The organism is Pedobacter cryoconitis, assembly GCF_014200595.1.
GTDB lineage: Bacteria > Bacteroidota > Bacteroidia > Sphingobacteriales > Sphingobacteriaceae > Pedobacter > Pedobacter cryoconitis_C.
Genome location: NZ_JACHCG010000001.1, coordinates 3,185,468 through 3,200,777, shown reverse-complemented (window position 1 = coordinate 3,200,777; position 15,310 = coordinate 3,185,468). Strand labels below are relative to the sequence as shown.

General features: G+C 39.2%; 13 protein-coding genes. 5 read left to right on the top strand and 8 right to left on the bottom strand.

All coding sequences use genetic code 11. The features are described 5' to 3' along the window. The first annotated feature begins 30 nt into the window (after positions 1-30). Both HDE70_RS13645 and HDE70_RS13640 read left to right on the top strand, forming a co-directional pair. Positions 31-3,174, top strand: a complete 3,144-nt coding sequence (locus HDE70_RS13645; protein WP_183890734.1) for an efflux RND transporter permease subunit — start codon at positions 31-33, stop codon at positions 3,172-3,174. Between the two features lie 163 nt (positions 3,175-3,337). Continuing rightward, positions 3,338-4,207, top strand: coding sequence for an EamA family transporter (locus HDE70_RS13640; RefSeq protein WP_183866455.1), 870 nt, complete (start codon positions 3,338-3,340; stop codon positions 4,205-4,207). 59 nt (positions 4,208-4,266) lie between these two features. Here the strand turns inward: HDE70_RS13640 and HDE70_RS13635 are convergent, their stop codons facing one another. The 5 genes from HDE70_RS13635 to HDE70_RS13615 all read right to left on the bottom strand — a co-directional run bounded on the left by HDE70_RS13635 (position 4,267) and on the right by HDE70_RS13615 (position 8,553). Further along, positions 4,267-5,058: a M48 family metallopeptidase gene (locus HDE70_RS13635; RefSeq protein WP_183866456.1), complete on the bottom strand. Its 792-nt coding sequence runs from the start codon at positions 5,056-5,058 to the stop codon at positions 4,267-4,269. Positions 5,059-5,156: 98 nt separating this feature from the next. Beyond that, positions 5,157-5,747 (bottom strand): hypothetical protein, encoded by a 591-nt coding sequence (locus tag HDE70_RS13630; RefSeq protein ID WP_183890732.1) that lies wholly within the window; start codon positions 5,745-5,747, stop codon positions 5,157-5,159. 49 nt (positions 5,748-5,796) lie between these two features. Next, positions 5,797-6,948, bottom strand: a complete 1,152-nt coding sequence (locus HDE70_RS13625) for an MFS transporter (RefSeq protein ID WP_183890729.1) — start codon at positions 6,946-6,948, stop codon at positions 5,797-5,799. Between the two features lie 79 nt (positions 6,949-7,027). Then, positions 7,028-7,867 (bottom strand): hypothetical protein, encoded by an 840-nt coding sequence (locus tag HDE70_RS13620; RefSeq protein ID WP_183890727.1) that lies wholly within the window; start codon positions 7,865-7,867, stop codon positions 7,028-7,030. 32 nt (positions 7,868-7,899) lie between these two features. Next, positions 7,900-8,553: a TetR/AcrR family transcriptional regulator gene (locus HDE70_RS13615; RefSeq protein WP_183890725.1), complete on the bottom strand. Its 654-nt coding sequence runs from the start codon at positions 8,551-8,553 to the stop codon at positions 7,900-7,902. Between the two features lie 327 nt (positions 8,554-8,880). Between HDE70_RS13615 and bla the strand changes: the two genes are divergently transcribed. Beyond that, on the top strand, positions 8,881-9,792 hold the full coding sequence (gene bla / locus HDE70_RS13610; RefSeq protein WP_183890723.1) for a class A beta-lactamase, subclass A2: 912 nt from the start codon (positions 8,881-8,883) through the stop codon (positions 9,790-9,792). 63 nt (positions 9,793-9,855) lie between these two features. Then, positions 9,856-11,475, top strand: a complete 1,620-nt coding sequence (locus tag HDE70_RS13605; protein WP_183890721.1) for an AMP-binding protein — start codon at positions 9,856-9,858, stop codon at positions 11,473-11,475. Positions 11,476-11,553: 78 nt separating this feature from the next. Here the strand turns inward: HDE70_RS13605 and HDE70_RS13600 are convergent, their stop codons facing one another. From HDE70_RS13600 to HDE70_RS13590, 3 genes are all read right to left on the bottom strand, one after another. Continuing rightward, positions 11,554-12,597, bottom strand: a complete 1,044-nt coding sequence (locus HDE70_RS13600) for a hypothetical protein (protein WP_183890719.1) — start codon at positions 12,595-12,597, stop codon at positions 11,554-11,556. Positions 12,598-12,894: 297 nt separating this feature from the next. Further along, complete coding sequence (locus HDE70_RS13595; RefSeq protein WP_183890717.1) at positions 12,895-13,410, bottom strand: hypothetical protein; 516 nt, start codon at positions 13,408-13,410, stop codon at positions 12,895-12,897. A gap of 41 nt (positions 13,411-13,451) precedes the next feature. Next, positions 13,452-14,315 carry a LysR family transcriptional regulator gene (locus HDE70_RS13590; RefSeq protein WP_183866465.1) on the bottom strand — a complete coding sequence of 288 codons (864 nt, stop codon included), beginning with the start codon at positions 14,313-14,315 and terminating at the stop codon, positions 13,452-13,454. 91 nt (positions 14,316-14,406) lie between these two features. Between HDE70_RS13590 and HDE70_RS13585 the strand changes: the two genes are divergently transcribed. Next, entirely contained in the window at positions 14,407-15,276 is an 870-nt protein-coding gene (locus HDE70_RS13585) for an alpha/beta fold hydrolase (protein ID WP_183890715.1), read from the top strand. Positions 15,277-15,310 lie beyond the last annotated feature (34 nt).

The window sequence follows — 15,310 nt, the reverse complement described above, 5'->3', positions numbered from 1 at the left end:
TGATCCGCTTAACCCGTTTAAATTCAAGCAATGAATAAAGTAATTAAATCAGTACTGGCTTTTTCTCTTAAGAACAAGTTCTTTATATTTTTCATGACGTTCCTGCTCCTGGTGGGAGGATACTTCAGTTTTAAAAGCATCGCGATAGATGCATTCCCGGATGTAACCAATACTTCACTGACTATCATCACACAGTGGCCTGGCCGCAGTGCGGAGGAAGTGGAGAAATTTGTGACCCGGCCGCTTGAAATAGCAATGAATCCGGCGCAGAAAAAAACATCGATCCGGTCTTCCTCTTTATTTGGGCTTTCGGTAGTCAAAGTAACTTTTGAGGACAATGTCGAGTATGACTACGCGCGTTTACAATTGAACAATCATTTGGGCGACGCCGATTTGCCAGAAGGAACCAAGCCTGAGATTTCACCACCTTATGGGCCAACTGGTGAGATTTTCAGGTATACCTTAACCAGCAGCAAGAAGTCTGTTAAGGAACTTAAAACTTTAGAAGAATGGGTAGTGGAGCGTGAAATACGTTCTGTGCCTGGTGTAGCAGATGTAAATAGTTTCGGTGGCCCGACTAAAGCTTATCAGATTACGATTGATCCTGAAAAGGCTGTGCAGTATGGCGTTACGCCGCTGGAAGTTTATGATGCGGTTTCTAAAAGTAATATTAATGTAGGCGGTGATGTGATTGAGCAAAGCGGACAGGCTTATGTCGTGCGGGGAATTGGTCTGCTGAATAATATCAATGAGATTAAAAACATCATTGTTGATAATGTAAAAGGGACGCCCATCTTCGTAAAAAATATTGGGGAGGTTACAGAATCAAGTTTGCCGCCTCTTGGACAGGTTGGCCGTGATGGTGACCCTGATGTAGTGGAGGGAATTGTGGTGATGCTGAAAGGTGGAAATACGAATGATGTGATTCAAAGCCTTAAAGCCAAAGTTGATGAACTGAACAATAGTATATTGCCGGATGACGTTAAGATCAATGCTTTTTATGACCGGGAAGATCTGGTAGATTTTGCAACCCACACGGTGCTGCATAACATGGCCGAAGGGATCATTTTTGTGACTGTCATCGTATTCTTGTTTATGGCCGATTGGCGGACCACAATTATTGTGGCTATTGTGATCCCGCTGGCTTTACTCTTTGCATTTATTTGTCTGAAATTTAAAGGCATGTCTGCCAATTTACTCTCGATGGGGGCGATTGACTTTGGTATTATCATAGATGGGGCGGTCGTGATGATGGAAGGTATCTTTGTGGTACTGGATCATCGGGCGAAGAAGGAGGGGATGGAGAAATTCAACAAACTCAGTAAACTGGGAATGATCAAAGAAGCATGTCTGATTAATGGTAAAGGTATATTCTTCGCGAAACTGATCATCATTATTGGCTTGCTGCCAATCTTTAGCTTTGAAAAGGTAGAAGGTAAAATGTTTTCTCCATTAGCCTGGACGTTAGGTTTTGCTTTATTAGGTGCACTAATCCTGACTTTTACTTTAGTACCAGTCATGGCCAGTGTGCTATTGAAAAAGAATGTTCGTGAAAAGCATAATTTCTTTGTGGAGTGGATCACGCGCAATTCCATGCGGCTTTTCAATATTTGTTTCAAAGGTAGGAAAATTGCTTTTCCAATAGCTATTATCATCCTGGCGGTCAGTCTTTTCTGCTTTAAGTTTTTAGGGACAGAGTTTTTACCGCAACTTAATGAGGGAACTATTTATGTCAGGGCAACCGGACCTTTGAGCACTTCGCTTGGAGAATCTGTAAAACTGGCCAATGATATGCGCAGAACCTTCAGAAGCTTTCCTGAAGTTAAACAGGTTATTTCTCAAACAGGCCGTCCCGATGACGGAACTGATGCCACAGGATTCTACAATCTGGAGTTTCATGTGGATCTTTACCCACAAGATCAGTGGAAAAGTAAAGAGAGTAAACCTGAATTGATCCAGCGGATGCAGGAAAAACTGAAATTCTTTCCGGGGATTGACCTCAATTTTTCTCAGCCAATTTCTGATAACGTAGAGGAAGCTGTATCTGGTGTAAAGGGATCTATCGTTGTGAAGTTATTTGGCGATGATCTCAAATTTGTTGAAGAGAAAGAAGAGAAGATTTTCAAGATCATGAAAGAGATTAAGGGAGTGGAAGATCTTGGTATTATGCGGAACCTCGGACAACCTGAATTGCGGATTGATCTGGATCAGGAAAAAATGGCTCTTTATGGGGTAACTACCGCAGATGCTGGTGCAGTTATTGAAACAGCTATTGGCGGGAAAGCGGCTACACAGATTTATGAGGGAGAGCGTAAGTTTGATTTGCGGATCCGTTATCCTGAAAACTTCAGGAACAATGCGAATGCGATCGGTGATTTGCGTGTACCAACACTTTCAGGGAATAAAGTCCCGCTTCGGGAAATTGCTAATATCAGAAAACTGGTTGGCCCGAGTTTGATTTACCGTGATAAGCACAAAAGATATGGGGCAATCAAATTTTCTGTCCGTGGCCGTGATATGGGCAGCACGATTAAAGAGGCTCAGGATAAAGTGAATGCCCAGGTTAAATTGCCGAAAGGTTACCATATGGAATGGGCAGGTGATTTTGAGAATCAGCAAAGAGCGACGCAGCGTTTAACACAGGTTGTACCGATTAGTATCCTGTTGATTTTCTTCGTGCTGTTTATTTTATTCGGAACGATCAAAGATTCATTACTTGTGTTAAATAATGTACCGTTTGCCATTGTGGGTGGGATATTTGCACTGCTGCTGACGGGGATAAACTTTAGTATTTCTTCAGGGATCGGCTTTATAGCTTTATTTGGTATCTGTGTGCAGAATGGGGTCATACTGATTACCAAATTCAAATCAAATATCAAAGAAATGCGCCATAGTCATCCGGAATGGACGTTTATTGATGCGCTTAGAATTGGTGTAGAATCCCGTATCCGCCCTGTGGTAATGACTGCGATGATGGCAGCTATTGGATTATTGCCAGCGGCAATGTCTACGGGTATTGGTTCTGAAACTTCTAAACCACTGGCTACAGTAGTGATCGGTGGATTGATTTCTGATACTTTATTCAACCTGTTTATATTCCCGATTGTATTTTATTGGGCTTACCGTAAAAAGGTAATGAAACAAGATAAACCTTATACTGCTATTGCAGAATAGCACTGATTAAAGAACCTGTGTTCTTGCTCCTATTGTGGTCGGTGTTGAGAAGGGGTTGAATAGGCCATTGGCCTATTCAACCCCTTCTCAACACCGACCACTTATACTTGTTAAAGTGCCCCCGTTATTATTGAGGAAAATAATAGCTAAATTTGCGGTGCAAATGAATAATAATAAATCTTTTACCTTACCACCAATTCCTGCCGTTCTTTTATCAATTATCAGTGTACAGTGCGGAGCTGCAATTGCTAAAGGTCTGTTTCCTGTTTTAGGTGCGCAAAGTACAGCCCTGATCCGGATCGGTCTTTCGGCCGTTATCCTGATGGCCGTTAACCGGACAAACCTAACAAAGCTTACCGCTAAGCAATGGAAAGCAGTTATTCCTTATGGGATATCCCTTGGATTAATGAACATGATTTTTTATATGGCAATTGAACGGATACCACTTGGTTTAGGTGTTACCCTTGAATTCGTGGGCCCTTTAATCGTGGCTATATTTGGATCTAAACGGATAACTGACTATTTATGGATTTTGCTGGCTGGAATAGGAATTGCACTTATTGCGCCCTGGACTGGTAAAGGGATCGATCTCATTGGTGTTTTATTGGCATTGACTGCGGGAGGCTTCTGGGCAGGTTATATTGTAATGGGCGGGAAAATCTCGAAGATTATGAATGGGGGAGATGCAGTTACTGTAGGAATGTTATTTGCTACCATAGTTGTTGCGCCATTTGGAATTGGAAGTGGGGGATTGACCCATTTAACGCCAACTCTTCTTTTAATGGGAGGTGCATTGGCACTTTTGTCCAGTGCAATACCATTTACACTCGAAATTAATGCGCTGCGGCAAATGCCTGCGCGTACATTCAGTATCTTAATGAGCCTGGAGCCAGCCGTAGCTGCTTTGAATGGACTGATTCTGTTACATGAATTTTTGACGTTTAATCAGTGGCTCGCAGTTGGCTGTGTAATTATTGCCAGTGCAGGAGCGACATTGACGACTAAAAAGGCTGTTGTACAAGAAAATACATGAAAAATGCCGGGTTTCGGCCCCGGCATTTTAATAACAACTTGTTTTAAAAAGTAAACAGCTTATTTTGACAAGCCGTCTTTTTTAGCTTTTTCTAAGATTTTTGCTGCGCGTGAACCGCTATCAGGATGTGAACTTAACATCTTTTCTGTTTTACTTTTTTCAGCACCAGATGATTTTTCCATATCAGCGAATTTCTGGAATGCACTTGCTAAAGCAGTTACCTTATAATTATGTTTTTTCATAAACTCATAAGAATAGTCATCAGCTTCACTTTCTTGTTTACGGTTGTATTTACTATCTAAAAGTGCATTGGCAAAACTTCCCAGCTGACTTTGTGAAAGTGAATTCACTACGCCCGATTGAGAAGAAGCTGCATCGGATATTGCTTCTCTTTTATAAGCACTTCTCACTGCATCCCTGGTATCTTTATTGGCAACATGTCCAATTTCGTGACCGATAATCCCTAATAACTCATCATCGCTCATGATATCCATTAAAGAAGAAAATACGCGTACACTACCATCCGCGCAGGCGAAAGCATTGATGTCTTTCACTTTATATACTTTATAGTTTAGCTTAAGTCCGCCTTCGTTTTCATGTTTTGAAAAGATCTTATTCAACCTGATCGTATAAGGATCTTTAGCAGCGGCAACAGTATTGTGCTCATCCATCCAGGTTACGGCTTCACTGGCAAGTTTTGCAGCATCGGCATCTGAGAAGGTTACTGCTTTTGCGCCCTTTTGTAATGCGCCAAGACCTTTACTGTTTAGCTTAATTTGTGCTGAGGCGGAATGTATCCCAAAAGAAAGCGTTAATCCCAGCATTGCGAGAGGTAAGATAGTTTTGTTCATTTTTTATTATTTAGTTATTTGTTATGTATCGATCAACAAATAATCAGCAAGAATTGTTTGCTCTTAAAATAATAAATTATTCTTTTAAATTAATGGCGCTAATGTTTTTTCTTAAGAAAGGTTTCCTGCTTCTTTTTTAATTCCTGTGTGTAGGCCTTGTTTACATATTCATCGTTAATACGCCTGTTTGCTTTATAATAATCATGAAGCACCTCTTCTCTGCTTAACAGCGAAAGCGCTGCCATAGATATGGGCTCATGCTCATCTTTGCTATACTTATCTCTGGAAAATATCATTGTGGAAAGGCCGGTGAAATAGATATCCCATTTTTCATTTTCTAATGCACCATACATTACGTAAACATAATCCTGTTTGGCCAGCGTATCCTTGTCCTGAATGAGCAATAGTAAATAACATCTGTCTTTTTTACTATTAAAAAATACAGCATCATCTAATTTCCAATTGCATTTTTTGAGCACCTGAATATCTCTGAGATCTTCAGCAACCCATTTCTTCAGGCTTTTATTCGCGGATGTCTGTACCTCATGATAGCTATCGTTTTTCTTAAAAACATCCAGTTGTGCATCAAACAAAGCTCTTCGGTGATCAATATTAACACAGGCAAAGAGCCCTGTTATTGAAATAAATATCAATAAATACTTTTTCATAATCAGTTCCTGTGTTTCCATGAATTATACCTTATCAAGATAAGAATTTTCATAAGAATTTTACATATATCTATTGCTGACGGTAAGAAATACTCACGACCAGCAGCAGTAATGCAATAACGCAGAATGCAACCGAAAGAGAACTGGAATAAGCAATGAAACCAATTCCTGCCGGGCCTGCCAGTGAACCAGTATAACCTATCGTGGTTACTATAGGTAAAGCTACCGAAGCTGGAACACCTTTTATTTTACCAGCTGCGCTAAATAGAACAGGAACGATGTTAGCAGCCCCCAGGCCCACCAATACAAAACCCGCCAAAGAAAGCCATCCCCATGGACTGAATACTGCAACAAGATATCCTGCCGATGAAATCGCCGCTCCAAACAAGACTATCTTTTGCGGACTTACTTTATCTACAAATTTATCACCCAATAAGCGCATGGCTGTCATGGCAATTGAAAATGCAGCATAACCTGCCCCGGCAATAGCTTCATCAAAATTCTTGATATCTTTTAAGAATACGGCGCTCCAATCCAGAATTGACCCTTCGGCCAAAAAGACAATAAAGCACATCAGGCCCAGGAAAATTACTGCGCGCCCCGGCCAGGAGAATTTTGTTTGCTCTGTATCTTTTGATTCATGAGCTGATGATAACAATGATTTATACTGGCTGAATACAATCAGCAGCAAGACGACCGAAATAGTTCCTATAGCAATAACAGGTTGTAATCCGGATTTGATCATTCCACCCATAAACAGTGGTCCAAGGATTCCACCAAGGCTAAACAATCCATGAAAGGAAGACATGATATGTTGTGAATAATACCGTTCTATATTGATGGCCTGAGCATTCATGGCTACATCAATCGTTCCTATAGCGGCGCCAAAAGTAAATAAGGTAAGCCCCATTGTTAATGGCGTATCCATGAGCAAAAGCAAAGGAAGTACAATAGATAAGATTATAATGGCACTTAAAGTAATTTTCTTGCTGCCATTTTTTCGGATCAGAATTCCGGTAATTGGCATCATGATCAAAGCGCCGGCACCCATTAAAAGAAGTAACAAGCCTAAGTTTGCATCATTAAACCCAAGGCGCTCTTTTGCATAGGGAACGATGGGTGCCCAGCTGGCCACTCCCAATCCACACACTAAAAAAATAAGCATGGTGGATCTGCGTGCCCTAATAAGGGTAGAGGAAGGCTTTGTTTTCGTTTGCGACATTATGTAATTAACTTAAATTATGCATAATGTGGTAAAGAATATGAAAATATAATGCTTACTGAGGATATTTTAAGTTTTTTTAGTTAGTTAAAGGGTACAACTCTTTTGCAATTAATTTTAAGGCGTGCAAAGAATTAATTTCGGTGATGATGAACAATAATAAAGACATCTTAATCGGATCGGTTGGTTTTTGAAAACCAGGAATTTTAAAATGTGGTAGTTGATTGTCATTGATTACTCCATGAAAGTGCTCATAAATTCCTATGCTGTTTAAGTTTAACGTAGTAAGCAGTTTAAGAATTCTGTAATTATTGGTTTCATCATCCTGTCCCTGTAAATAGATCAGCAATTCCTTTTGTACTTTTAAAACGTAGGTATAAACTGCAAAAGATATTTCTTCATTGGGCTGCTGATCCTCAAACCTCAGAACGGTTAGCAAATGGGTAACAATAGTTTTATTGATACTTCTTTCGAGTAGTGTTTTTTCTATGAAATGGTGGTTCCTTTCTTCCTGGTACTGATGCTGCTCAATAAAACTATAAGGAACTTTTCCATCAGTTTTAAAGAAATTTTTCAGTTGCGTCTGCATAAATTGCAGGATGCTTACCAGCGCATTATAAAGGCGTTGCAAGGTAAGTTCCCCATCATTATCCTCGTTGTCTTCCAGCTCCTGAACATTTAAGAAAGTATAGACCCGTTCGGCCATGGTAACCAATTCATGCTGATGCTGATGGAAATATTTAGTAAACAGAACTGCATCATTTTGCAGACTAACGTCCTTAAATATCTGGCAAATACGTATAGCCTCTATGGCTATATTTTCAATAGGATTACGCTGTTCAGTCATCCAGGCTTCAAGCCCTTCACTTTCGTGTAAGGTGTCAACCAGCGACTTGAATTCCTGTAGTTCATATTTCATGGTATTTCTGGCGTTTATTGAAAAATTGTGTATTAGTTTTCTTTAGTTTGTTTTTTCGGAGCCTCATAAGCCCATTCAATAATATGTCGGATAGTTTTTATGACTTCTTCTCTTCCTTCGGGACTATTAACGTCAATTCCACATATGGTTCCGCCATTAATTTTAGCTTGTAAAACAAGGTAATAAATGCCCGATACCAGTAACGCGCTGACTGCCCTGAAATTCACTTCAGAATCTTTAAAATAAGGGTCTGTATGTTTAAGTAAGCTTGCGCCTATATTTCCTCTGATATTACATATACTAGCCATTAAGGGACTTTTGGAAGTCAATTCTTCCAGAACCATATGTTGCATGGCCTCTTCTTCGTATAAGAAGATAAATTGACGTTCCAGCATGGCTGATATAATTTCTTTTGCCTGACCGGGGGATTTGATCGCATTGAATTCCTGTAATTTATCTGCAAAACCAAGCCAGTAATCTTTTTCCAGGATATAGGTTTCTACCAACGTGTTACCATCTCCGAAATAACGATAAATGAGTTTTTTGTCTACGCCTGCTTTATTGGCGATTTTATTTACTCCTAAACCTGAGTATCCCTTTTCTATAATAATTTCACCTACGGCCTGAAGAAGTTTTCTTTTGGTCTGTTCTTTATTTCTATGTTTGACGTTGTCTTTACTTTCCATTGCCGGGATATGAATAATCCATTCTTAGTTTTCAGTAATCATCAGCCTGGAACATAATGTAGGTCAGGTGGGGGAAAACCTGCGTTAAATTAGCTTTGAGTAAAATAATTTTCATTGGATGTAGTTAATGATGTTTCCTAAAAGGCAATATAGTGGATATTTTATTCAAAAGTGGTGACTTAGTATTTTTTTTAATTTTCAGACATTTTATACTGAGGAAGTTAGCCTGAGCCAGGAATATAAATAAAAGTTACCTGGTGGATTTTATAAATAAATTTTGTCAAAAGACGACATACACTAAAGTCAAATTATGCGTTATTTTGTCATATGAAAGGATTTATTACATTAAAAAAAATGATTATTGCCGGACTTTTACTGACTATTTCAGTAAATGGGTTCGCGCAAAAAAATGAGCTGCGAAAAAAGCTTCAGGCTATTGTAAGTTCACATGCTGCAACTATTGGATTTTCATTAACAGATTTACAGAATGGAGATACAATCACAGTGAATGGAACAAAACACCTGCCGATGCAAAGCGTTTACAAATTCCATCTTGCTTTAGCAATTTTAAACCAGGTAGATAAAGGTAAACTAAAGCTGGATCAAAAGATCCTGGTTAAAAAGAGTGATCTGCTGCCAAATACCTGGAGTCCGTTGAGAGATAAATATACAAATGGAGAAGTTGAAATAGCTTTGTCAGAGATTTTAAGTTATACCGTTTCACAAAGCGATAACAATGGCTGTGATATCCTGTTCAGGTTAATGGGCGGGCCGTCAAAAGTTAATCAGTATATTCATAGTCTGGGTATTAAACAAGTGGCTATAGTAGCTACGGAAGAGCAAATGCACCAGGATGAAAATGTACAATTCACTAATTGGACAACCCCTGTTGCGGCTACAGACTTGTTAAAGCTGTTTTATAGCCAAAAGGTTCTTTCTAAAACTTCGTATGATTTTTTATGGAAAGTAATGACTGAAACAGTGACCGGTGCCAATAAGCTCAAAGGTTTACTACCTGCTGGTACTTCGGTTGCACATAAAACAGGGAACTCCGGTGCAAATGCAGCTGGTTTAACAGCAGCTACAAATGATATAGGTATTGTTACACTGCCAAATGGGAAACATTTTGCCGTTGCTGTGTTTGTGTCGATGACTAAAGAAGATGAAAAAGCAACTGATTTAACCATTGCTGAACTGACTAAGGCCAGCTGGGATTACCTGACCGCAGAAAAACTTTAATTTTAGTTAGTTATAAAGTATTTTTTTAGTTTTAGGTTCACCGTGCTTTATTAAATTCAGAATATGGAAAGAACATTTAGAGAAGTACGCCAGCTTATAGCAGACAAACAATTCGGAGCACTGAAAAATATAGCGCTGCACAAGCCGGAATTCTTTAACTGGGCTACGGATATTTTTGAAGGAATTCATGTTAAAGAACGGCCTGCTGCAACTGCACTGCTGTGGACAGACGGAAATAGTGTTCATGATTTTAGTTTTTTACAAATCAGCAGTCAAGCTAACCAGCTGCTTAACTTTCTCAGAAAAAAGGGAATACAGCAAAATAATATCATCTTAACACAACTATCTTTGCAGCCAATAACGTGGTTAAGTATACTGGCTACCATTAAGGGAGGTTTCCGGATGATCCCGGCGGCCAATATTCTGGGGGTTGCAGATATGAGTTACCGATTCGAAAAGTTAATGCCCCAGGTAGTTATTGCAGACACAGAGAATGCCGCTAAAATAGAAGAAGCAGAGCAACTTTCCGGAAAAAAGATCGTGGTGAAAATTATTGCCGATGGAAGGAGAGAGGGCTGGTATAACCTGCAAGATTTACAGCAGGAAAACAAGGAAGCGGCTGGCGCAACAACTAAAGCTGATGATCCCTTATTCTTGTTCTTTACTTCTGGTACTACAGGCATGCCCAAAGTGGTTATACATACACATCTCAGTTATCCTTTTGGCCATCTGACCACCAGTTCCTGGATTGGTTTGCAGCCAGAAGATATCCATTATAATATATCACAGCCAGGCTGGGCAAAATTTGCCTGGAGCAGTTTTTTTGCCCCCTGGAATATAGGGGCTTGTATTTTCGCTTTCCATCAAACCGGACGTTTCAATGCCAGAGAAACACTAAGCCTGATGGAAAAATATAAAATCACAACTTTCTGTGCACCGCCTACGGTTTTGCGTATGCTTATTCAGGAAGACCTGAAGAGTTACCATTTCAGTTTAAGGGAATGTGTAGCAGCAGGAGAACCTTTAAATCCAGAAGTTATTGAAACCTGGAAAAATGGTACGGGTATATTGTTGCGGGATGGTTTTGGACAAACTGAAAGCACTTGTATGGTCGCTAATCTGCCCGGTTATCCGGTAAAATCAGGCTCTATGGGAAAACCAACTTTTCTCTATGAAGTTGTAATTGCTGATGACCGGGGATCGGAGCTGCCTTTGGGGGAGGAAGGAAGTATCTGTGTCAGAATGGATACAGGAAGACCAAATGGTATATTCGATACTTACTTCAATGATCCGGAAAAGAAAAACGAAGTATTTAAACATGGATTGTATTACACAGGTGATAAAGCTTATCAGGATGAACAGGGATATATCTGGTTTGTAGGAAGGGACGATGATGTGATCAAGTCTTCAGACTATCGGATCGGGCCTTTCGAAGTAGAAAGTGTATTGCTGGAACATGAGGCTGTCATGGAATCTGCTGTAGTGGGTAGCCCTCATGTACTTAAAGGGTTAGAGGTTAAGGCATTTGTGATTTTAAATGCAAATTATAAACCCGCTAAAGCGCTGGCAGATGAATTGTTTTCTTATTCCAGGAAAAGGCTTTCTCCTTACAAGATGCCGCGCATCATTGAATTTGTCACTGAATTACCCAAAACAATTAGTGGGAAGATCAGAAGGATATAGTTAAGATCCTTAGAAGCTGAACGTAAGGCTAATGGTTTGGTCACAGAACAAGAATATTTGTATAGCGTTAGGCCTTAATTAAGGTTTAACGCTTATTTTTTTGATAAATGGAGCTTCGCTGGTGAGCGTGTTTGCCAGTTCATAGAGCTTTGGAGCAATGTTAATTTTTCCCTCTGCATCTTGTATTGTTCTCCTGAACAAGATAATTGAATTCGCGACTGTGCTGTTAGGATGACGTTTAATTATAGATTCAAAATCTGTAATTACATCTGGTTCAATTTTGTAGGTTTCTGAATTTAAAGTAGGTGTATTTTCCAAACCAACTAAAAGATAGCTCATATAGTTCCGGTATTTTTCTTCTGCCTCTTTCCGGTAATGGCCTTCAGGATATTTCTTCAAATAAGATTCCCACGAAAAAGCCCACTCTCCAAGCGTCACGCGATCAACTGCGAGTCCTGCATCATAATCAATTGCGGCATTATTTTCAATCGTTTGCTGGTTCCAATAATATTGATCACCCGCCGTTAACCGGGATGCAAACAAATTTTTCCAGTAAGCAGGTTTAAGTTCAAACGCGGGCTCTTGTTCTTCAGCCTCGGTAATTTCGATCTGGCGGGCTGTGAGTTGTTGAAACAATATTTTTTGTGCAGGATTTAGTTTAGCTGGCAATGCCGTATTTATTCTTTTACTGTAAGCTCCTGAACTTTCACCTGCTAAATAACTAGTGTTTGTGAAGCTTTTATAAATTGCTAAGATTTGTTGCTGCTCCGGAGCTAAACGATTAACCATTGGAGTCAAAGCCTTTTCCCATTGCTCCAGTAACAAATAGCGTTGCGTTATATTTAATAAAGGAAGCTGCTGGCGGATTGTTTTTTCTACCTCATTCATTGCAGCTATAGATGGGTAACTCTGAAACGAGCTGATTTTTAAACTAATAGAAGTTGTTTGTTCAGCAGCATGTTCTATTGATTTAACAGTGTCTTTTTTGAAGTCGCTATTATTGGACTGTAAAGTCGTTGAGGCTTGAACTGTTTCTTTTTTCGTTGAATACAGCAGGTATAAAATACCTGCAACTGCTGCAACAATTATAACTATAATTAGTGAAATTCTGTACTTACTCATTTATGCCTGATCTTCTATATCCGATCTTCGGGGCAAATGTAAAATAAAAATAATTGAGTATAATTCATATCAAACAAGCTTTCAACTTATATTAAGTTTTTTTCAGCCCACCGGGCTATATGATGATATTCCTTTTCTTCCTGGCGCGCAGTATGAATATGAAGATGAAAAAGTGTATAGTGAATGTGATAACATTCAAGTCGCTGCTGGAAATTGATAATTTCTATTTGCTGAGCTTCTTTTTCTTTTTTCCAGAATGATAGATAAGAAAAAGCAGTTGTTTCTGCATTCCAGGGTTCAGTGCAATCTGTCGAATAAAACAGAATCAAGCCACGATGTACGGCCGAGCTCCTGCCAGCTAGCCCGATATTTCTGATTAAACAGGGAAGAAAGGTAGTCAGGCCATGATGGCCAACCTCCGTTTCCATTACCATCAGTTAGTCCCCAACCATTAAACTGTGAAGTATCCAGTTGATGAATATGGTAAAGCGGCTGAAGAATAGACGGAACAATGGTTAATGCGGTTTCATGAGTTGCGTTGGCCAGCATTTTATCCGCAGTTAAACCTGCACAAAAGATAGAGAGACAATAGTGGAAATTCTTATTAAACGGGCCTGTTTCCAAAATCCGGGCTATCGGAATAGCAGTCCTGTTGAATTTTTCAAAGGCAAACTTATCTTTTAGAAAATCCTGGGGATGTGCACCTAAGCGTAATACAAGTTCTCCTTTTTCACAATTAAATGAAAATGCCTGAGCCCACCAGCCTTCAGCCAGACGCTGAAGGTGAGTTACATTCTCAAATTTGCCGGACAAGAATATTGCTGCTTCCTCAATTTCTATATGTATATGATAGTTTATAATTTTGAATACATTTCCAGAAAAGCCTCTAATAACTTATCATTTACCCTTGTTTTTCTATATACAAGAATAGTTGTAGATGTTCCAAGTTCCTTTCCAATAGAAAAGGTCTTTAACTTTCTATTTTGATAATACTGTTCAATTAACTCAGCAGGTAATATAGTGATGGCCAGGTCAGCTTCTACAAAGTTTATGATACCTTCCAAAGAATTAACTACGATACGTTTATAATTAACGATCCCTTTAAAGCTGAGCCATGATTCCAGTCTTGCCCTATAATTGCAACCCTGATCGAATACAACTATTTTTACTTGCTTATCCTGAATAAGCTCCTCAATCTTTTTATACTGAGTGGAAGTTACCATCACTAATTGTTCTTCTTTAATTGTTTGCTGTGCCAATTCTGGTACTGAAACTGGTGCAGCTACAAAAGCGGCGTCCAATTTGTAGTTGAGTACTTCATTGATCAGATTTGAAGACATATCAGCTTTAAATTCAAGTTCAATCTCGGGATACATTTCGCTGAATTTATTGATAATATCAGGTGCTTTCAAAGCCATCGTGGTTTCGATACAGCCAATTCTAAGCTGACCAATTAATTGATTACTTTGAGCTAATTCTCTTTTCGCTTCTTCTATTAATTGCCCGACCTGTTTAAAATAATGAATCAGTGTTTCACCCGCAGCAGTCAATTCAACCTTTCTTGAAGTTCTTGTAAAGAGTGAAACAGCAAATTCGTCTTCTAAAATTTTAATTCTCGCTGTCACATTTGACTGGACGGTAAACATCGCTTCGGCAGCCCTGGTAAAACTCCCATTTGCTGCTACAGCTTCGAATATTTTAAAATCATTAGTATTCATATTAAATCATTAATTATGATTGTTTGTATCTCTATTAATCGTTTTTAAAGATTAAATGTATGAATTACTTTTGAATTATAAAATCATATAGATGAAAACAGAAGCAGTTCATTACCACAACATCAAAGTCAACGGATTAAATATATTTTACCGTGAAGCCGGGCCAGAAGACGCCCCTGTAGTCTTACTCCTGCATGGCTATCCAACCTCATCCTTTATGTTCAGAAACCTGATACCTGAACTCAGTAAAAAATACCATGTAATCGCACCAGATTTACCTGGTTTTGGATACTCTGATGCACCGGCTAACGATCAGTTTGATTATACCTTTGATAACCTGGCCAAAACTATGCAGTTATTGATTGATGAACTTGCTTTGAAACGTTTTGCCATTTATGTGTTTGATTACGGAGCTCCTGTGGGCTTCAGGCTGATGCTTGCTAACCCCGAAAAAATTACCGGTATTATTTCTCAAAACGGAAATGCTTATGAGCAGGGATTGAGTAAAGGCTGGAATCCTATTCAAAAATACTGGCAGGATCCATCTCCTGAAAACCGGAATGACCTGAAGGAGTTTGTGAGTTTGAAATCTACTAAATTTCAATACTTTGAAGGCGCAAGCGATCCTGCATTGATCGCGCCCGAAACTTATACTTTAGACCAGCATTTTCTTGACCGCCCGGGTAATGTAGAAATACAGCTTGACCTATTGAAAGATTACCGGACTAATGTTGCGCTTTATCCAAAGTTTCAGTCTTACTTCAGAGCTTATAAACCACAATTGCTGGTTGTTTGGGGAAGTGAAGATCCATATTTTTTACCGGCCGGGGCAGAAGCCTGTAAAAAAGATAATCCAGATGCAATAGTGAAATTTTATAAAACAGGACATTTCGCATTAGAAACTCACGTGAAGGAAATCAGTCAGGATATCTTGAATTTCTTGGCCGGTTTACCCCAATAACTCCTGAAGAAGCTCTGATATATAGCACACCAGA